Below are 18,998 nucleotides of genomic sequence, written 5' to 3'. Positions count from 1 at the left end.
CTCCAGGGATAAGCGGCCGCGCTCAACCAAGCGCGAGGGTGTTGAATTGCAGGATGGGCAGCAGGATCGACAGCACGATCACCGCCACCACCCCGCCGAGCAGCACGATGATGGCCGGCTCCAGCAGGCTCATCGCCGCGGTGGTGAAGGAGGCGAACTCGCGCTCCAGATAATCGGCGGCGCGCTCCAGCATCGGCGCCAGGCGCCCGCTGTTTTCGCCGCTGGAGGCCATGTACAGCAGCGTCGGTGGAAACACGGCGGCGCGCTTCATCGCCGCAGCCAGGCTGCCGCCCTCGCGGATTGCCGTGACCATGTTGTCGGTGGCCAGCCGCAAGGCGCGGTTGTCGACGGTGCGCGCGGCGATCATCAGGCCTTCCATCAACGGCAACCCGCTGTTGACCATGATCGCCAGCGTGCGCGCCATGCGTGCGGCATGCAGGTCGCGGATCAACCGGCCGAGCAAGGGCGCGCGCAGCACCGCACGATCGGCCGCCAGGCGTAACTCCGGGCGCCTGAGCAGGCGCAGCGCTGCGATCACCGCAATGACCAGTGCCACCAGCAACGGAATGCCTGCATGCAACAGGAAGTTCGACACGCCGATCACCGCGCGGGTCAGCCATGGCAATGCGCGGCCCATCGAATCGAACTGGTCCACCACCTTGGGCACCACGAAGGTCATCAGCACGATGACCACCGCACCGGCGGTCAGGGCCAACGCCGCCGGATACACCAACGCAGACTGCAGCTTGCTGCGCACCTGCGCCTGCCGCTCCAGCAGGTCGGCCAGGCGCTCCAGCACCTGCGGCAGCGCACCGGCACTCTCGCCCGCGGCCACCATCGCGCGGTACAGCGGCGGAAACGCACTGCCCTGGCGCGCCATCGCGTCCGACAGGCGGAAGCCTTCGACCACCAGCCCATGCGTCTGGCTGGTGACCCGGCGCACGCCGCGACGCTCGGACTGCGTGCCGATGGTGCGCAGCGCTTCCTCCAGCGGCGCGGTCTCCACCAGCGTGGCCAGCTGGCGGGTGAACAGCACCAGATCCTTGCCGCTGAAACGCGCCGGACGCACGCTGCTGGCAGCCACCGCCGCCTCCACGCGCACCGGCACCCACTGACGCTGCTCCAGTTGCGCGCGTGCACCCTGCGCCGAGTCGGCGGTGATCACGCCCTGGCGGCGATGCCCGTGCAGATCGAGCACGGTGTAGTCAAACCGCGGCATGCGCATCGTCCTGCTGGCGGGTCACCCGCAGCGCCTCTTCCAGTGTGGTGAGGCCTTGCAGCACAGCGGCGCGCGCGGCATCGCCAACGCGCGGTGCGCGTGCGAAGGCCACCGCCGCCAGGGCATCTTCATCGGCGTTGTCGCCGATCAGCCGACGCATCGCATCATCCACCGCAATGGCTTCGTAGATGCCCACGCGCCCGGCGTAACCGCTGTGATGGCAGGCCGTGCAGCCCACCGCGCCGTAGAGCGTTGCATCGGCCGGCGCCTCCAGCATCTGGCGGGTACCGGCATCCAGCGGGCGCGGGGCGCGGCACTGCGTGCACAGGCGCCGCACCAGCCGCTGGGCCAGGATCAGCCGCAGGCTCGATGCGAGCAGGAACGGTTCGATGCCCATGTCGCGCAGGCGCGTGACCGCGCCCACCGCATCGTTGGTGTGCACGGTGGACAGCACCAGGTGACCGGTCAGACTGGCCTGCACGGCGATCTGCGCGGTCTCGGTGTCGCGGATCTCGCCGATCATCACCACGTCCGGGTCCTGGCGCAGGATGGCGCGCAAGCCGGCCGCGAAGGTCATGCCGACACGTGCGTTGACCTGGGTCTGGCCGACGCCGTCGATGGCGTATTCCACCGGGTCCTCCACCGTGAGGATGTTGCGCGAGCCATCGTTGAGCAGGCTCAGCGCCGCATACAGTGTGGTGGTCTTGCCCGAGCCGGTCGGCCCGGTCACCAGCACGATGCCGTTGGGCACCTGCAGGGCGCGCTGCACGGTGTGCATCACCGCCGGTGGCATGCCGAGCTGGGCCAGCGACAAGGTGCCCTGCTCCTTGTCCAGGATGCGCAGCACCACCCGCTCGCTGCTGCGCGTGGGCAGCGTGGACACGCGCACGTCCAGTGCCTTGGCACCCATCACCAGCGACACGCGGCCATCCTGCGGGATGCGTTTTTCGGCGATGTCCAGCCGTGCCATCACCTTGACGCGCGACACCAGCAACGGCGCGATGCGTCCGGGCAAGGTGGCCGCCTCGCGCATCACCCCATCCACGCGCAGCCGCACGCGCAGCCGCGATTCGTAGGATTCCAGATGCACGTCCGAGGCGCCCAGGCGCGCGGCCTCGGCGATGATGCCGTTGATCAGGCGGATGATCGGTGCATCGTCCTGGCTGTCGAGCAGATCGGCGGTGGGGATGTCGTCGATCAACGAATCCAGGCTGCCGTGCAGGTCCAGCGCCTCGACCTGCACACCCTGCTCCATGCCGGCATCGGCATAGATCTCCGACACGTGCCGGTCGAACACCGACGGTGCCAGCGTGCGGACCTGCAATGGCAGGCCCAGCGCACGCCGCAGCTCGATCAGGGCCTGCACATCGCCGCCTTCGCGCAGGCCGATCTGCGCGGCGCTGTCGCTGCCGAGCAGCACCACGCCGTGGCGCTTGGCGAACGCATAGGAAATGCTGGCGCGCGCAGTGTTCATGGCATCAGCGCTGCGCGGGACGCGCGCCGGGCGCAGGCGTTGTTGCCGGCGCCGGCACGGCTGGCGACGGCGCCGCCGGCAGCTGCGGCGGTTGTGCGCGCAGGTAGTCGCGCACCAGTGCATCGAGCGCGGCTTCCGGGTCGCCATCGGCCAGCTGGCGATCGCGCAGGTAGCTGTAGCGCGGTGCGGTCATGCGCTGCGCATCGGCCGCGTCGCGGATGATGGTCGGGCGGATGAACACCATCAGGTTTGTCTTGTCGCGGTTGCGCGACTTGTGCCGGAACAGCGCGCCCAGCCCGGGCACATCGCCCAGCAGCGGCACCTTCTCCACGGTCTGCCGGTCGTTCTGGTCGAGCAGGCCGCCGAGCGCGACGATGGCGCCGTTTTCCACCACCACGCGGGTTTCGATCTGGCGCTTGTTGAACACCAGCTCCGAGGACTGCGCGCTGACCGGCCCGGCAATGGCCGAGACTTCCTGCTTGATCGCCAGGGTGATGCCGCCGGCGGTATTGATCTGCGGGCGCACTTCCAGCTCCACGCCCACGTCCTGGCGCTGGATGGTGCGGAACGGGTTGTCGTTGGCCGCGCCCAGCACTTCGCCGGTGGTGATCGGCACTTCCTGGCCGACCAGGATGCGTGCCTGCTCGTTGTCCAGGGTCATGATCGACGGGGTGGACAACAGGTTGGAGCCGGTGTCGCTCTTGACCGCATCGATGATCATGCCGAACACCGCATCGTTGCTCTGCCCGGCCAGCCCGATCAGGCCGCCGCTCAGGCCCAGCAGCGATTGCGCGGCCACATTGCGCGCCTGTTCCAGCACCGAATCGTCGTCGCCGTTGTTGCTGCGCGTGCCGGCCGCTGCCGCGGCCAATGGCACGATGCCCGGCGACGCGCCGCTGTACTGCGTGGCGATCAACGGCACCGTGCCATTGCGGCCGGCCAGCAGCAGCTGCACGCCCAGGCGCTTGGCGGCGGTATCGGAAATCTCCACCACGATCGCTTCGACCAGCACCTGCTCGCGATGCACGTCCAGCTGACGGATCACATCCATCAAGGCGCGCTGGGTTTCCGGGTCGGCATTGATGATCAAGGCATTGGAGCCGGGGTAACGCACGATCACCGGGCGCTTGCCGGCGGCCGGCGTGATTACCTGCGTCTGCGCAGCGCCCGCAGCAGCGGCGGCCACATCCACCGCGCTGGAGCGCGTGTCCTGCCCGGGCTGCGCCTCGTTGCCCGGGGTCTGCCCGACCAGTTGCTGCAACACCGGCAGCAATTGCTCGGCGCTGGCGTGTTGCAGCCGCACCACGCTGACATCGCCGCGACGTTCGGCACGCCCATCCAGATCCACCGCCGTGCGCACCACGCGCTGCACCAGTGCCGGGTCGCCACGCACGATCAGCGAATTGCTGCTGTCCACCGGCAACACCGACAGCACGTTGCTGCGTTCGCCGGCCTGCCCGAACAGCGAGGTCAGCGTGCGCGCCAGTTCCTGCGCGGAACTATTGCGCAAGCTCACCGTGTCGATTGCCGCGCGGTCGGTGTCGATCTGTGCGACCAGGCCACGCACACGGCGCAGGTTGTCGGCGTAGTCGGCAATCAGCAGGCTGTTGCCCTGCGGCATCGCCATGATCACGCCGCCGCGGCCGATCAGCGGCTTGAGAATCTCCGCAGCGCTGCGTGCATCCACGCGCTGCAGGGTGAACACCTGCGTGGCGAACCCCAGGTTGCCGTTGGCCGCGCTGCCGGGCTGCTGCGCAGCGGTATCGTCGGGAATGATGCGGTAGGTCGACGGCCCGCTGGACACCGCAATCAAGCCATTGGCACGCAAGACCGCCAGCAGCATGCCGAGCAGGTCCTGTTCCGACATCGCCTGTGCACGCGCCACGTTGACCGTGCCCTGCACGCGCGTGTCCACGATGAAGGTGATGCCGGTGGCACGCGACACGTCCTGGATGAAGGCACGCAGGTCCACGTCCTGCAGGCGCACGGCCGGCGCGTCGGCGGCATGCAGCGACACCATCGGCACCGCCGGCAGTGCGAGCAACAAGGTGGCCGAAAGCAGCCATGCGGGGCGGGCAGCAATCATTGCGGGCGCTTCAAGGTCATGGTGTGGGTCTGGCCATCCCGACGGTAGGTCAGCGTGGCCGCCTGGCCATCGCGCAGTTCGTCCTGCAGCTCGCGCAGGTGTTCGGCATCGAGCGCGCGGCCATTGAGCTGGGTGAGCACATCGCCTGGGGCCAGGCCGGCCTGGCGCAGCAAGGCCCCATCGCCGCGCGGCATCACGGTGAAGCCGCTGCCGTCTTCGCTTGCACGCAGGCCGGCGCTGGTGAGCAGCTGTTGCGGGTCGACAGCCATTGCCGTGGCCGCGCCAGCCGCTGCGCCGACATTCGACATCACCGCAGGTGCGGCGCTGGTGGCTGCTGCCGCGCTCGTTGCTGGCGAGGGCGGCGCCGACGACGCTGTGGATTCCACCAAGGCCAGACGTCGCACGCCGCTGCCGGTACGCAGCAGCACGTGATCGCTCGCGATCGCCTGCACTGTCACGCCAGCTACCACGACATCGCCGATGCGATACGCGCCTTGTCGGCCGTCGCCGCTGCTCAGGAACGCGGCTGCTTGCGCGCCACCCGCGCGGACGCCATGCAGCACGATGCCGTCGCTGCTGGCATCCGCAACGCTGCGGTAGAACACATCGCGGCGCAGTGCCGGCAGCTCCGCCTGTGCAGCTGTCGCGACCTGGGCGGTGCCCAGCGGCCCGATCGGGGTGATCACCACCCACACCACGCGCGCGCATTGCAGCGCCAGCAATGCGAGCAATACGCAGGCCAACGCGATGCGGCTGCCACGTGCCGACATCAAGGGTTTCAAGGAGGGCAAAACACGCTGCAAAGCGGACATCCGTCTCAGGATTGCGGTCGGATGACAGAATGCGGCTGCAATGTGTCAGTTCGAAGAAAGTGATGACACAGGCCGACACACGGCAACACACCCGCAGACGCAAACGCCCGCCATGCGAGGCAGGGCGGGCGTTTGCGATACAGGCAGCGGGCGTCGGATCAGAAGCGCGCTGTCACACTCAGGTCATACGTCACGCCAGGCTGGTACTCGTACAGGTCCACCCGGTTGCTGCCCAGGCTCTGGTACTCCTGGTAGCGGGTCTTGAGCAGATTGCGTGCGGCGAAGTTCAGCGACAGCGTATTGCCCGACCACACCAGGCCTTTCTTGATCACCAGATCCAGCGAAGTACCCGGCTTGTCGATGTAATCCGGTTGCCCGGGGCGACCACGCGCGGATACCCGCTCGCCGACATAGTTGGCGATCAAGGTGGCCTGGCTGTGGGTGCTTTCGCTTTCCACGCCGATCTGCAGGTTAGCGATGTCGTCGGACTGCCCCTGCAGGGCCGAGCCATCACGGATGAACAAGGTCGCCTGCACCGGCGCAGTGAAGCCGAACGGCTGCACGGTGTCGCCATCGCTGGCACTCACTTCCGACGTGGTGCGCGTGTAGTTGCCGGACAGGAACACCCGGTTGTCACCCCACCAGTCGGCCGCGATCGGCAGGTCCAGATACTTCTTGGCTTCCAGCTCGATGCCGTACAAGGTGGCTTCTGGCGCATTGATGAAGCTCTGCACGATGCCGCCGCCCGGTGCATCGTTGACGATGGCCTCGATCGGCTTGTCGATGCTCTTGTAGAACGCGCCGACGGTGAAATACTCGCCCGGCTCGAAGAACCACTCGTACCGCGCATCCAGGTTGACCAGCTCGCTATCGACCAGGAACGGGTTGCCGAAGAACTGGCGGTCGATATCCGGGTCCAGGTACTGCTGCGGCGCCATCTCGCGGAACTGCGGGCGGGCAATGGTCTTGGACGCACCAAAGCGCAGCTGCTGGTTCTCGGCAAAATTCCAGGTCACCGTGGCCGATGGCAGCGCGTAGCTGTTCTCCAGCGGCGCCACGCTGTCCTGGCGCGCGCCGGTGAAGATGTCGTACGGATGCACCGCCTGCGTGGCGTCCTCATAACGCACACCGACGGTAGCGCGCAGCGCCGGCACGATCTCGCCTTCGGCCTGCAGATAGGCCGCCTTGACCTTCAGGGTCGCATCGTACGCGGCCGCACCGAAGCTGCCGGTGGTCTCGCGCAGGCGCAGCAGATCGTTGCTGAGGTTGTAATCGGAGATCAGGTAATCCACACGCTGGAACTGGTTGTAGAACGGCAACGGGCCGTCCAGTGCCAGAAAGCGGAATTCGCGGCTCCATGCGCTGCGGTCGTTGTCCAGATAGGCCAGACCGCCCTTGAGAGTGACATCGCGCTCGATCGGCAAACGCCAGGTCACATCCACCCCGCCGCTGGCCACGGTGTCGTCGACCTTGCTGAAGCGGGTGTAGTTCTGCACGCGCGAGGCATCGTGCGCCCAGTAGCCATCCAGCAGCTCGTAGCGAATGCCGGTTTCGTACGGCACATCGCGGCTGGCGTTGGCCACCGCTGCGCGCCATTCAATCTTCAAGTCGTCGTACTCGCCGAACGCGTGCGTGCCGCGTAGCTGGTTGTTGATCAGCTGGCGCTCGTACCACTCGGTGTTGTCGTCGCGCACATCGAAACCGGCCAGTTCGTCGCGGCCGGCGCGGCTGCGCGCGACCTTCAACGCATCGTGCACATACAAGGTGGTCCAGCCGATGGTGTGGCTGCCGTACTCCCAGCCCAGGCCCAGCATGCCGTTGGTGCGCACGTTGTTGCGGGTGGTGGCGAAGTCGTAGTTGGAATTGAACTCGACCGTATCGCCGACAAAGATGCCGTCCTGCTGCTTGCCGGTGCGCGTGCGCCACTCGTTGTCGTAGCTGGCCACCGCGATGATGCCCAGCTTGGCCTCGCCCACGTCCATGCTGTAACCGGCGCTGCCGCCGACATTGACGTCCGGGGCGATGCTGTCCTTTTCCTGCAGCACGTACAGGTTGGCGTTGTTCAAGCTACGGCCGATGCTACGGATGTCCTCGCGCGAGAAACTGCCCAGGTCCACGCGCCGGCCGCTCTGGATCGCATCGCGCAACGCGGCAGGCTGCTTGCGGGTGCCATCGTCATAGCCCCACTCGTCATCGCCGGAGCCGTAGTAGGTCAGGCCTTTTTCGCCGGTGCTGACACTGTTGACGCCGCCGCCCACGGTCAGCGACAGGAACGGCTTGTCCGGCACCGCCATCGATTGCAGATCGATCACGCCGCCGCCGAATTCGCCCGGATAATCGGCCGAATAGGTTTTCTGCACGGTCACGCTGTCCAGCACATCGCTGGGAAACAGGTCCAGCGGCACCACCCGCTGCATCGGCTCGGGGCTGGGCAATGGCGAACCATTGAACAACGCCGAGGAATAACGCTCGCCCAGGCCGCGTACATATACATACTTGCCGCGCGACAGGCTCAGGCCGGTGACACGCGTCAGCGCCACCGCCGCGCTGCTGTCGCCGGTGCGCTCCATGTCCTCGCGGGTGACGAACGAGGCCACCTCCGAGGTCTGCAGCATCGGTTCGGGAATGTATTCGCCACGCACCACGACCTGGTCGAGTTGCTTGGGCGCACTGGTGGTGCTGCTGGTGCCAGTGGTGGAGCCGGCATCGGTGCTGGTCGACTGCGCCAGCGCAGCACCGGAAAACAGCAAGGTGGAAATGGAAAGAGACAGGCCCGTCCGCGAGAGACGGGCGACAGCGGAGGTTCGCATCGTGGGAGCCCTGGCAACTGAAAGATGAAGCTGGACGCATCGCAAGGCGGCCGTATGGCCACCTTGCGATGCTGTGCCTCAGCAGGGACGATCGGCGGTCAAGCCGCAGGTCCAGCCCTGCCACCAGGTGTCGTTGGCGTCGCGCACGCCACCGATGTAGTTCACCTGCTGGAAGAAGCTGCTCACCCCGTTCAAGCCCTGGAAGGCCGGCACGGCGCTTTCGTTGGCGCCATTGACGAAGGTGTTCTGCAACGTGGATACGCCATTGGCGACATTGTTGGTGCCGGCCGCGAACTGGGTGGCCGCACGCGCATCGCTGCCGAAGGCGGTCGGGCAGGCGAAGAACACCGAGTTGAAGGTCCCGAGCGTGTCGGTATCGGCCAGGTTGAAGCACACCAGGCCATCACCGGTGCCACCGGCCGGACGCGTGACGACCGAGTTGTAGAACGCGGCCTGCGTGCCCTGGTTGAGCATGATTGCTGCACCGGCACGCGCATTGCCCACGTAGGTGAAGTTGGCCACCTTCGGACGCGAATACGGCTGGCGACGCAGGCTGCTCCACTCGTTCATGCGGTCGCCACCGCCGGCGCGCTGCACCACGATGCCGAACTGCAGGGCGCCGCTCCAGCCGGCGTCGGTATCCAGCGAATCGTCGTCGGCGCCGGTGATCACGATGTGGCTGCCGTTGACGGTGCCACCGAACCATTCGATCCCGTCGTCGGAGCTATTGTGGATCTGCACATGATCCAGGCGCGTGCCGCTGCCCACGCCGGCCAGGGTGATGCCCTGCAGCTCGTTGTTGGGCGAAATTTCGAAGCCCGAATACATCACCCGCAGGTAGCGCAGGGAACCGCTGTTGTCGGTGGCGCTGTTACCACCGTAGAAGGCGTTGGTGCCTTCCACCTGCGCCTGACATTCCGGCGTTCCGGAGACCGTGGTGCCCGGGCAGTTGTTGATGGCCGCACGGCCCAGCACCACGATGCCGCCCCACAAGCCGATGGTGTTGGCGCTGACCTGGCCCTCCAGGGCCTGACGTGCAGTGAACACGATCGGGGCAGTGGCGCTGCCTTCGGCAAAGATCTGCGAACCGCGGTTGACCACGATGTAGTCGCTACCGGCCGAACCGAACAAGGTCACGCCCGGTTCGATGGTCAGGATGCCCTGCGTGCTGCCGGCGGCCGGAGCGATGGCATTGCCGCCGCGGTCGGTGCCCACGTTGACGCGTCCGCTGATCGAATACGCCGTGCCCGCACGTGCCGGTACCACCAGATTGCCGTTGATGGTGTCCGGCAGCTGGCAGGCGCGCAGCGTGTTGTTGGCGATGGTGCCGACATTGGAAAAACCGGTCGGGCAATCGGCGGCCGGGCCGGTCGGTGCCGGAGCCGGCGTCGGTGCCGGCGTGGGTGCCGGGGTCGGTGCCGGAGCCGGCGTCGGTGCCGGCGGAAATGCGCCCTCGCCGGGCGAGGCGACACGATCGGCACCACCACCGCAGGCCGACAACGCCAGCGCGGTACCAAACGTCATGAGAAGTGTCTTGCTGCTATTGCGAACGGACATGCGGCTGATCTCCAGGTCAAAAAAGGTCCGGTATGAAGAGGAGTCGTCAAGAATTGGCTGCGTTCCGCCCACTGCAGTGGCGAGCACGTTCTAGATCCCCGTCACTTTTATAGGGGGTGTCTGTGTCATTTGTCTTACCACGACACAATTGACATATGCCTGCCACACAGTGGCATGCACTGTAGCGGGATGACCTCGACCACCATCCCCGCCGCCCTGGGCGACTGGATCATTGCGCAGGCAATGGCCGGCCAGCCGCCCGAACGAGCGCTACAGCCGCTCCTGGATCAGGGCTGGAACGAACAGGACGCCATCGACGCAGTCGAAGCCCTGCTGCGTAACCACTTCCAGCACCACGCGCAGACACATGGCCTGCCGGTGCCGGTGCGCGTGCCGGCGGTGCTACAGGACAACGATGCCTCGTTACTGGACCTGGGCGATCGCCAGGTACGCGTGCTGGTCAGCCTGTTGCTGCCGCGCGTGGTGGTGCTGGGCGATTTTCTGTCCGATGCCGAGTGCGATGCATTGATCGCACTGGCGCAGCCACGCCTGGTGCGTTCGCGCACCGTGGACAACGACAACGGCGCGCAGATCGTGCATGCCGCGCGCACCAGCCACAGCATGTGCCTGCAGCTGGGGCAGGACGCGCTGTGCCAACGCGTCGAAGCACGCATCGCACGCCTGCTCGACTGGCCGGTCGACCACGGCGAAGGATTGCAGGTCTTGCGCTATGCCACCGGCGCCGAATATCAGCCGCACTACGATTACTTCGACCCTGCTGCCGCAGGCACACCGGTGTTGCTGCAGGCCGGCGGTCAGCGCGTCGCATCGTTGGTGATGTATCTCAACACGCCGGAACGCGGCGGCGCCACGCGCTTTCCCGATGCGCATCTGGACGTGGCCGCCGTCAAGGGCAACGCAGTGTTCTTCAGCTACGACCGCCCGCATCCAATGACACGCAGCCTGCACGCCGGCGCGCCGGTACTGGCCGGCGAAAAGTGGGTCGCGACCAAGTGGTTGCGCGAGCGTGCAGTCCGTCTGCCAGGCTGAGAGCGGCGGTCATACGCGTACGTAATCGCCCGGTCGTCGACGATCGTGATGCAACCGGATTATTCCCATGCAGATCCACTCAGATACACAACGTACAAAGCAGCCGAGACCTGCAACGGCGTCGTTCTTCAGTCGCGATCGGATGTTTGAATCAAAAGCACGGTGAGTCGAGTGCGCGGTGCTCCCACCGCTTGCGGGACACGCCGTGAACCCATCCCTGGGGGCTCGGTGGCGGCATCCATGCCCCCACACGGTCCCGCAACCGGCGAGGGCACCGCACCAGAGGGTTAATCGGCTGTTTTCTTGAAAGCGTGTTACTGGGCTTGCGGTGAGCAGACAAGACGTTTGCAGGTTGCGTGTTGGAAGCCTGTCTGCCGCTCGGCCTGCGCGAGGAACGGATCGGACACAACGTGATTCAAACAAGGCACGCCATGCCCTGCTTGTAACTGCGCATACCGACCATCTCCACAGGTCCTTGCCCGCTCACCGTCGCGGGACCTTACGCGGCATGGATGCCGCGTAAGAGCCTACATGGACGTACTTGCGGCGTGTCCTGCGATGGTGGGCGGGCAAGGGCCCTGCAACCAAGCGTCAGATCGACCGCTCTACCGCTGATCCATCCGCACGTTCCAAGCCCTCAGATACACAACGTACAAAGCAGCCGAGACCTGCAACGGCGTCGTTCTTCAGTCGCGATCGGATGCTTGAATCAAAAGCACGGTGAGTCGAGGGCGCGGTGCCCTCACCGCTTGCGGGACACGCCGTGAACCCGTCCCTGGGGCTCGGTGGCGGCATCCATTCCCCCACACGGTCCCGCAACCGGCGAGGGCACCGCACCGGACAGTTAGTCGGCCCTCATCTGAAAAGCTGCCTGTGGTGCGGCGTACATCAGACGCGGAGCCGATGCTTCATGATCGAACAAGGCACACATCCAGCACTGCTCCTCCATGCACACCAACCAACTCGATAGGTCCTTGCCCGCCCACCGTCGCGGGACCTTACGCGGCATGGATGCCGCGTAAGAGCCTACAGGGACGTACTTGCGGCGTGTCCTGCGATGGTGGGCGGGCAAGGGCCCTGCAGAAAAACCGCACATCACCCGCTCCACAGCTGATCTATCCGCAGAGCCGTCGATCGGCCACTCCTCCTTGCAGCGTGTCCCGCGATGCTGGGCAGGCAAGGGCCCTGCAGAAAAACCACAGATCAACCGCTCTACACGAGACCTATCCGCGCCGTCCGAACATGCGCTTGTCCATCCGTAGCATCACCCACCGCAGCGGCGTCCACGCCAGGCACAAGCCGGCGAGGATGCCCAGCGTATCGGCCAACGCATCATAAGGATCCGCGCTGCGGTTGGTGGTCAGTGCCCCTTGCGCGATCTCGATGCCGACCCCCAACAGCACCAGTCCAAATGCCGCAGACAACAGCGCGCGCCGGGTGGCGAACAGCTGCACCGCCCCCCAGCACAACAACGCGAACGTCAAGAAGTGCTCGCCCTTGTCGCTGTTGGACGGCAGTTCCGGAAATTCCGGCGGCGGCCCCATGCACACCGCAATCACCACCAGGATTGCGGCAATCCACAGGCCTACCCACAACCGTGGTCGATGGAACGGCCGCAGCGCCGGGCTTACAACCGCCATGTGAGATCGCCCGCCAGAAATGCCGGCGCAAAATCGACATCGCGCGCAAACCCCATCACCTGGAAGCGCTCACCCATTTCGCTGGGCAAGGTCAGCCGCTTGATCTGCTCGCGCAAGCGCATGCGCCCTACTTCATCGGTGCGCGTATCGGCCTGTGCCAGCAACGCATCCAGGCCGTTGCCGAGCAGGAAGCTCGCTTGCGTGCAGTAGCCAGCCAACTCGAAACCGGCCCCGGTGCCAGCCTCGGCCAACGCGGTGAAGTCCACCGACGCGGTCAGATCCTGCAGGCCCGGCCAGCGATACAGATCCTCATGCATGCGATGGCGATAGAACGCGCGCAAGGTGCCGTCTTCGCGCTGCGCACGATAGAACTCGCCACGCGGGTAACCGTAGTCGACGAACAGCATCGCGCCGCGCTTCAACCCGCCGGCCACGGCCTGGATCCAGTACGGCAACTGCGGCAGCAACTCGGAGCGATAGCCATCGGCGAAGGGCTGCTCCAGATAGCGTTCCAGGTGCCGTACCGCCGCGCCCAGCAATGCGTCGGCGGGCTGCTCGCCGCGCGCGAACTGCTGCTGCGCATCCAGCACCACGGTTTCCTCATACACCTCGCCGTCGCGCAGCGTGAAGCGTGGCGTGGGCAATGCGTCGATCACCTCGTTGGCGAACAGCACCCCATCCCAATCGTCCGGGAAGGGACCGTCCAGCCATTCGACCAGGTCAAAGACCGGCGGGATCAGGCTGCGTCCCAGCCGCTCGCGCTGACGCTCGCGCAGGTCGGCGCTTGGCTCCAGGATTGCGTAACGCTCCGGCAGCGCATCCAGCTCGAGCAGGCGCTTGAGCGTGACTTCGGCGAATGCGCCGCTGCCGCCGCCCACTTCCAGCACGCGCGCCTGCGGCCCGAGCTGCTGCAGCACCGGCGCCAGCGCACCGGACACGGTGGCCGCGAACAAGGGTCCCAGCTCCGGCGCGGTGACGAAATCGCCGGCCTCGCCGAACTTGCTGGAGCCGGCGCTGTAATAGCCCAGGCCCGGCGCATACAACGCCAGCTCCATGAAGCGCGAAAACGGAATCGCACCACCGGCGGCGGCAATCTCGGCGCGCAGATGCGCGGCCAGCTGCTCGCTGTGCGCCAGGGCGTCCGGATCGGGAATAGGAAGGTCGGCGTGCATGCGGGCACCGGTTGCGGGGACAATGCACAGGATAGCCGAGCCCTTTGCAACGCCGAGCGAGTACGCCATGACAGACAGTTCCAAGGTGGTGTTGATCACCGGTGCAGCACGCCGTATCGGCGCGCAGATCGCCACCACGCTGCATGCGGCCGGCTACCGCGTTGCCCTGCATGCGCACCACTCCGGCGAGGCGCTCGGCGCGCGTGTAGCGGAGCTTTGCGCGCAGCGCGCCGGCAGTGCGCAGGCCCTGCACGCCGACCTGCGCGTGCCGGAGGCGCCGGCGCAGCTGGTTGCCGACTGCATCGCCGCGTTCGGCCGCCTGGATGGCGTGGTCAACAATGCCTCCGCGTTCTATCCCACCGCGCTTGGCGCAGCGACGGCGGCGCAATGGGACGAGTTGTTCGCCGTCAACGCACGCGCGCCGTTCTTCATCGCCCAGGCGGCCGCCGCGCAGCTGCGCCAGCACCGCGGCGCCATCGTCAACCTCACCGACCTGCATGCGCAGCAGCCGATGCGCAACCATCCGCTGTATGGCGCGTCCAAAAGCGCGCTGGAGATGCTCACCCGCTCGCTCGCGCTGGAGCTGGCCCCGGAGGTGCGCGTCAACGCGGTCGCGCCCGGTGCGATCCTGTGGCCGGAGCAAGGCAAGTCTGCAGACGCCAGGCAGGCGCTGCTGGCGCGCACGCCGCTGGCGCGCATCGGCACGCCCGAGGAAATCGCCGAGGCGGTGCGCTGGCTGCTGGAGGATGCCGGCTTCGTTACCGGCCACACCCTGCATGTGGATGGCGGCCGCCAGCTCAGTTGAGCTGCAACGACGCTAGCGCGCCACATCCAGCGCCGGAGCCGCGTCCAGCGCCACCGTCGTGAACGCGACGCCGTGCTGCGGATGCGCCTGCCACAGCGCGGCCAGGGTCTGCCCGCTCAGCGGGTCGATGAAGTCCGGCGCGATATCGGCCAGCGGCTTCAACACGAAGGCATGCTTGAGCTCGGGCCGCGGGATGCGCAGATGCCCGGGGCCTTGGACGATGCAATCGCCGAAGAACACCACGTCCACATCCAGGGTGCGGTCGCTGAAACGCGGGCCGCTGCGATCACGGCCGTGCGCATCTTCCAGCGCATGCAGCCAGTGGTCCAGCGCCTGCAGGTCCATGTCCGTGTCCAGCGCCACGGCGTTGTTGACGAAGTCCGGCCCGTCGAAGCCCACCGCCGGCGTGCGATACGCCGGGGAGATGGCAAGTGGGCCGAAGCGCGCGCGCAAGGCGTCGACGGCCAGGCGCAGGTAGTGGGTCGGCTGGACATTGCTGCCGAGGCTGAGAAGCACGGTGGTCATGCGTTATTCGCGCATGCAGCCCGCATCAACGTCAACTGTTGCCATCGTGCCCGCATGCGCCCATGCCCGCCAGCAACGCGCCAAACCGTGGCCTCAGGCCACTTCGAGCGCGTGCGCCACAGCGCGGAACACCCGGCGCATCTCCAGCGGTTTGCGCAGCACATGCACCGGGATATCCGGCGGAAAGTACGAACGTTGCAGCGGCGCGCCGACATCTTCGAGCACGATCGCCGGGCCGTGATAGCCCAGCTCCTGCATGCTCAACAATACGCTCACCGCCGACAGCTGGATGATGTCGCTGTCGATGATCACCAGGTCCGGCATCGCGTGCTGCTGCACCAGCTGCAGCGCCGCTGCGCCATCGCTGGCCAGCTGCGGTTGGTAGCCCTGGCTGGACAAGGCATTGCCCAGCAGCGACAGGCGCGTGGCCTCGCCATCCACCAGCAGCACGCGCTGCCCATGCCCCAACGCCAGCGGCGGCTCGGTGTCGGCAACCGTCACCGCGGCCGCACGCATCGGCACGATCATGTCAAAACGCGTGCCCTCGCCCAGGCGGCTGTCGACCACGATGCTGCCGCCGTAGCTTTCCACGATGCGCTTGCAGGAAATCAGCCCCAGGCCGGTGCCATCGGCCTTGGTGGTGAAGAAGGGACTGAACAGGCGCGCGCGGGTGTCATCGCTCATGCCCACGCCGGTATCGGCCACGCTCATGCGTACCCGCGTGCCATCGTGGCGATCGGCCGACAGGGTCAACATGCCGCCACCGGGCATCGCCTGGATCGCGTTCAGCCCCAGATTGAGCAGGCACTGCTGCAACTCGGTGTAGTTGGCCTCGATGGTCAGATCCAGCGGGATCGTGTCCATCTGCAGGCGCACGCCGTCGGGCAGGCTGCTCTTGAGCAACATCTGCACCGCCTGGAACAGGCTGGCGATCGACACCTGCTCGCGCGGCTTGTTGGAGCCACGCACGAACGAGAGCATCGACTCGGCCATCTCATGCCCGCGCCGGCCGCATTCGGCCACCACGTTGGCCAGCTGGCGCAGCTGCGGATCGTCGGTGCGTCCGGCCAGCAGGTCGGGCACGATCAGCAACGGCTGCAGGATATTGCGCAGGTCGTGGCTCAAGCCGGCCGCCAGCATCGCCAGGCTTTCCAGCCGCTGCGCGCGCATCAGCTCGCTTTCCACGCGCTGGCGTTCCAGGTCGGCGCGCGCCTCGCGGATCGCACGGATCACCGCGCTCGGCAGGCGGGTCGGGTTGTGCTTGATGATGTAGTCGTTGGCGCCATCCTGCAGCGCCTTGACCGCAGTCTCCTCGCCCATGGTGCCGGAGACGAAAATGAAGGGCGTGGCGCCGTTCTGGCGCACCAGGCGCAGTGCCTGATGACCGGAAAAACCGGGCATGCTCAGGTCCGACAGCACGATGTCCGGCTGGAATGCATCCAGCGCAGCGCGCAGCGACGGCTCGCTGTCCACGCGCTCGAATGCCGCATCCAGCCCGGCATCGAGCAGCTGGTCGGACAACAGCTCGGCGTCTTCCGGTGAATCTTCCACCAGAAGGATCTTCAGCTGCTCCAGTTTGCCCCCCTCATGCAGCATGGGTCAGTCCAGCTCCGGTGCCTGATTGATGACCGCCCAGAAGGTGCCGAGCGTCTTGACTGCGTTGAAGAACTGATCCACGTCCACCGGCTTGACCACGTAGGCATTGACGCCCAGGTCCCAGCTGCGGGCCAGGTCGCTCTCTTCGCGCGAGGATGACAGGATCACCACCGGCAGGCGCTTGAGCGTCTCCTCGCTGCGGATCTGCTTGAGCACTTCCAGCCCGTCCAGGCGCGGCATCTTGATGTCCAGCAGCAACACGGCCGGCAGGCCTTCCTCGCGATCGGCGAAGATGCCCCGGCGCAGCAGATAGTCCATGGTTTCCACGCCGTCCTCGACGTGCACGATGGGATTGGCCAGGCGGGCTTCGCGCAAGGCATCGACGGCCATTTCCGCATCGGCCGGGCTGTCTTCTGCCAGAAGAATGGTACGGATGGCGGTCATACAGTGAACTCTTGGTTGGGCGCTTCAAGCGCAGGGGGAAGCACGAAATAGAACGTGGCGCCTTCATCGACCGCGCCCTCGGCCCAGATCCGGCCGCCGTGACGCGTCAGCACGCGCCGCACGCTGGCCAGGCCGATGCCGGTGCCGGCGTATTCGCTGGCCTTGTGCAGGCGCTGGAACACACCGAACAACTTGGCGCTGTATTCCATGTCGAAGCCGGCGCCGTTGTCGCGCACGCTGAACTGATGGCCGCCGTCGGCCATCGGCGTGTAGGTGACCTCGATCCTGGCCACCGTGCGCTTGGCGCTGTATTTCACCGCGTTGCCGAGCAGGTTCATCCACAGCTGGCGCATCATGTTTTCGTCGGCCACCAGTACCGGCAACGGCGCGATGTGCCAGTCCACCCGGTGGCCGGTGTTCTCGCTCTGCACGTTGGAATCCAGGATCGCGCGCGTTTCCGACACCAGCGACTGCATGTCCACCGCCTGCAGCCGCAGCGCACTGCGGCCCAGGCGCGAGTACACCAGCAGATCGTCGATCAACGAGGCCATGCGCCGCGCCGAGCTGCTGATCACTTCCATGTAGTGACGCGATTTTTCGTCCGCCGCATCGCCCAGATGGCGCGCCAGCTTGTCGGAGAATCCAGCCACATGGCGCAGCGGCGCGCGCAGATCGTGCGAGACCGAATAGCTGAAGGCCTCCAGCTCGCGGTTGACCTCCGACACCTGCTCCACCTTGCCTTCCATCTGACGGTTGAGCTCCTGGATGCGCAGCTGCGAGGCCTTCTGCAGGCTGATGTCGCTGACCGTCATCAGTACCACGTCTTCGTCGCTGGTGTCCGGCAGCGGCATGCGCCGCGCGTTGATCAGCATGGTGCGCAACACGCCATCGGCGGCGCGCTGCTCGTGTTCGTAATCCCACAACTCGCGGCCGCGCAGCAGCACATCGGCCAGCCGTTGATGGATCTGCGCATCGCGCCACACGCCCCCGCCCACGTCATCCAGCGCCATCGATTCGTTGCCGCGCTCCTCCAGCCCGTACAGCTCGGCAAACGCCGGGTTGTGCAGCAAGATGCGCTGACTGGAGTCCAGCAGCACGATCGGCTCGCGCACGGTCTGCAACACCGACGACGCGCGGCCGTTGGCGCGCAGGTATTCCTGCTCGGCCGCCAGGCGGCGACGGATCTGCCGCTGCAGCAACCAGGTCACCGTGCCCAGCAGCAGCAACTGCACCACCAGCGTGGCCCAGCTCAACACCGCGTAATGCGCCCGCTCGGTCTCGGCACGCACGTTGCGCAACTCCAGCAGCTTGCCCTCGGCCTCCTGCAACTCGTCGATCAGCACGCGGATCGGGTTGTTCAGGGTCATGTCGTTGATCAGCGCGCGGATCTGCTCCTGGTCGGTGGTCACCGCAACCCGCTCGGCCAGCAACAGGCGCCGCTCGATGGTGCTCTGGATGCGCCCCATCCGCACCTGTTGCGCGGGGTTGTCCTTGGTCAGCACGATCAACCGCTGCACGGCGTCCATTGACTCGCGCCGGCCGCGCCGCATGCGCTCCAGCAGGGCCGGGCGCTGCACGCCGTGCGAGCGCATCAAGGCCGCCGATTCGGTGTCGCGCATCGCCGCTTCCAGACGCTGGGCGGTCTCCTGCACGTCCTGGCTATGCGAGACCCACACTGCGGCCTGGTTGGCGTTGTGCGCCATCTGCTGCAGCAGCAACGACGGCACCACCACAATCAGGAACACGGCAACCGCCAGTAACGGCAGGCGCCAGCGATCCCATTTGTCTGCTTGGACCGTTGTCTGCAT

The 18,998-nt window shown here is 66.5% G+C and carries 14 protein-coding genes; 2 read left to right on the top strand and 12 right to left on the bottom strand.

Annotated elements, in window-relative coordinates:
* Positions 1-22: 22 nt before the first annotated feature.
* From gspF to H7A87_RS03565, 6 genes are all read right to left on the bottom strand, one after another.
* Positions 23-1,219 (bottom strand): type II secretion system inner membrane protein GspF, encoded by a 1,197-nt coding sequence (gene gspF, locus H7A87_RS03590; RefSeq protein ID WP_119129737.1) that lies wholly within the window; start codon positions 1,217-1,219, stop codon positions 23-25.
* On the bottom strand, positions 1,206-2,693 hold the full coding sequence (gene gspE / locus H7A87_RS03585; RefSeq protein ID WP_232087920.1) for a type II secretion system ATPase GspE: 1,488 nt from the start codon (positions 2,691-2,693) through the stop codon (positions 1,206-1,208). Before gspE ends, gspF begins: the two co-directional genes overlap by 14 nt.
* 4 nt (positions 2,694-2,697) lie before the next feature.
* The gene (gspD, locus tag H7A87_RS03580; RefSeq protein ID WP_119129586.1) at positions 2,698-4,779 is read right to left on the bottom strand and encodes a type II secretion system secretin GspD; all 2,082 of its coding nucleotides are present in this window, start codon (positions 4,777-4,779) and stop codon (positions 2,698-2,700) included.
* Positions 4,776-5,591: a type II secretion system protein N gene (locus H7A87_RS03575; protein WP_119129585.1), complete on the bottom strand. Its 816-nt coding sequence runs from the start codon at positions 5,589-5,591 to the stop codon at positions 4,776-4,778. Before H7A87_RS03575 ends, gspD begins: the two co-directional genes overlap by 4 nt.
* 158 nt (positions 5,592-5,749) lie before the next feature.
* Positions 5,750-8,401, bottom strand: a complete 2,652-nt coding sequence (locus H7A87_RS03570; RefSeq protein ID WP_119129584.1) for a TonB-dependent receptor — start codon at positions 8,399-8,401, stop codon at positions 5,750-5,752.
* Between the two features lie 78 nt (positions 8,402-8,479).
* On the bottom strand, positions 8,480-9,958 hold the full coding sequence (locus tag H7A87_RS03565; protein ID WP_104649732.1) for a hypothetical protein: 1,479 nt from the start codon (positions 9,956-9,958) through the stop codon (positions 8,480-8,482).
* A gap of 189 nt (positions 9,959-10,147) precedes the next feature.
* On the opposite strand from H7A87_RS03565, the gene H7A87_RS03560 reads away from it, so the two are divergent.
* A complete protein-coding gene (locus H7A87_RS03560; protein ID WP_119129583.1) occupies positions 10,148-11,008 on the top strand; it encodes a 2OG-Fe(II) oxygenase in 861 nt (286 codons plus the stop codon).
* Between the two features lie 1,223 nt (positions 11,009-12,231).
* Here H7A87_RS03560 and H7A87_RS03555 read toward each other — a convergent pair.
* Both H7A87_RS03555 and H7A87_RS03550 read right to left on the bottom strand, forming a co-directional pair.
* Entirely contained in the window at positions 12,232-12,648 is a 417-nt protein-coding gene (locus H7A87_RS03555; RefSeq protein ID WP_119129582.1) for a VanZ family protein, read from the bottom strand.
* Positions 12,636-13,889: an SAM-dependent methyltransferase gene (locus tag H7A87_RS03550; RefSeq protein WP_180496884.1), complete on the bottom strand. Its 1,254-nt coding sequence runs from the start codon at positions 13,887-13,889 to the stop codon at positions 12,636-12,638. The genes H7A87_RS03555 and H7A87_RS03550 overlap by 13 nt, the downstream gene beginning before the upstream one ends.
* Between H7A87_RS03550 and H7A87_RS03545 the strand changes: the two genes are divergently transcribed.
* A complete protein-coding gene (locus H7A87_RS03545) occupies positions 13,888-14,625 on the top strand; it encodes a pteridine reductase (RefSeq protein WP_119129581.1) in 738 nt (245 codons plus the stop codon). The genes H7A87_RS03550 and H7A87_RS03545 overlap by 2 nt on opposite strands.
* Positions 14,626-14,637: 12 nt before the next feature.
* On the opposite strand, the gene folK is transcribed toward H7A87_RS03545, so the two are convergent.
* The 4 genes from folK to H7A87_RS03525 form a co-directional block, all read right to left on the bottom strand.
* Entirely contained in the window at positions 14,638-15,150 is a 513-nt protein-coding gene (folK, locus tag H7A87_RS03540; protein WP_119129580.1) for a 2-amino-4-hydroxy-6-hydroxymethyldihydropteridine diphosphokinase, read from the bottom strand.
* Between the two features lie 93 nt (positions 15,151-15,243).
* Positions 15,244-16,746, bottom strand: coding sequence for a hybrid sensor histidine kinase/response regulator (locus tag H7A87_RS03535; protein WP_119129579.1), 1,503 nt, complete (start codon positions 16,744-16,746; stop codon positions 15,244-15,246).
* Between the two features lie 3 nt (positions 16,747-16,749).
* Entirely contained in the window at positions 16,750-17,190 is a 441-nt protein-coding gene (locus H7A87_RS03530) for a response regulator (protein ID WP_104583792.1), read from the bottom strand.
* Entirely contained in the window at positions 17,187-18,998 is a 1,812-nt protein-coding gene (locus tag H7A87_RS03525) for an ATP-binding protein (protein WP_119129578.1), read from the bottom strand. Before H7A87_RS03525 ends, H7A87_RS03530 begins: the two co-directional genes overlap by 4 nt.

Origin of the sequence: Xanthomonas sp. CPBF 426 (assembly GCF_903989465.1) — a bacterium.
Lineage (GTDB): Bacteria > Pseudomonadota > Gammaproteobacteria > Xanthomonadales > Xanthomonadaceae > Xanthomonas > Xanthomonas euroxanthea.
The sequence above is the reverse complement of the archived record's forward strand: the minus strand, read 5'-3'. Positions and strand labels throughout refer to the sequence as shown.

Bases quoted from the DNA above. Each gene is read 5' to 3' on its own strand.
- H7A87_RS03530 (WP_104583792.1), bottom strand. From the start codon at position 17,190: ATGACCGCCATCCGTACCATTCTTCTGGCAGAAGACAGCCCGGCCGAT.
- H7A87_RS03575 (WP_119129585.1), bottom strand. From the start codon at position 5,591: ATGTCCGCTTTGCAGCGTGTTTTGCCCTCCTTGAAACCCTTGATGTCG.
- gspE (WP_232087920.1), bottom strand. From the start codon at position 2,693: ATGAACACTGCGCGCGCCAGCATTTCCTATGCGTTCGCCAAGCGCCAC.
- H7A87_RS03525 (WP_119129578.1), bottom strand. From the start codon at position 18,998: ATGCAGACAACGGTCCAAGCAGACAAATGGGATCGCTGGCGCCTGCCG.
- H7A87_RS03565 (WP_104649732.1), bottom strand. From the start codon at position 9,958: ATGTCCGTTCGCAATAGCAGCAAGACACTTCTCATGACGTTTGGTACC.
- gspD (WP_119129586.1), bottom strand. From the start codon at position 4,779: ATGATTGCTGCCCGCCCCGCATGGCTGCTTTCGGCCACCTTGTTGCTC.
- H7A87_RS03550 (WP_180496884.1), bottom strand. From the start codon at position 13,889: ATGGCGTACTCGCTCGGCGTTGCAAAGGGCTCGGCTATCCTGTGCATT.
- H7A87_RS03535 (WP_119129579.1), bottom strand. From the start codon at position 16,746: ATGCTGCATGAGGGGGGCAAACTGGAGCAGCTGAAGATCCTTCTGGTG.
- H7A87_RS03570 (WP_119129584.1), bottom strand. From the start codon at position 8,401: ATGCGAACCTCCGCTGTCGCCCGTCTCTCGCGGACGGGCCTGTCTCTT.
- H7A87_RS03555 (WP_119129582.1), bottom strand. From the start codon at position 12,648: ATGGCGGTTGTAAGCCCGGCGCTGCGGCCGTTCCATCGACCACGGTTG.
- H7A87_RS03560 (WP_119129583.1), top strand. From the start codon at position 10,148: ATGACCTCGACCACCATCCCCGCCGCCCTGGGCGACTGGATCATTGCG.
- H7A87_RS03545 (WP_119129581.1), top strand. From the start codon at position 13,888: ATGACAGACAGTTCCAAGGTGGTGTTGATCACCGGTGCAGCACGCCGT.
- folK (WP_119129580.1), bottom strand. From the start codon at position 15,150: ATGACCACCGTGCTTCTCAGCCTCGGCAGCAATGTCCAGCCGACCCAC.
- gspF (WP_119129737.1), bottom strand. From the start codon at position 1,219: ATGCCGCGGTTTGACTACACCGTGCTCGATCTGCACGGGCATCGCCGC.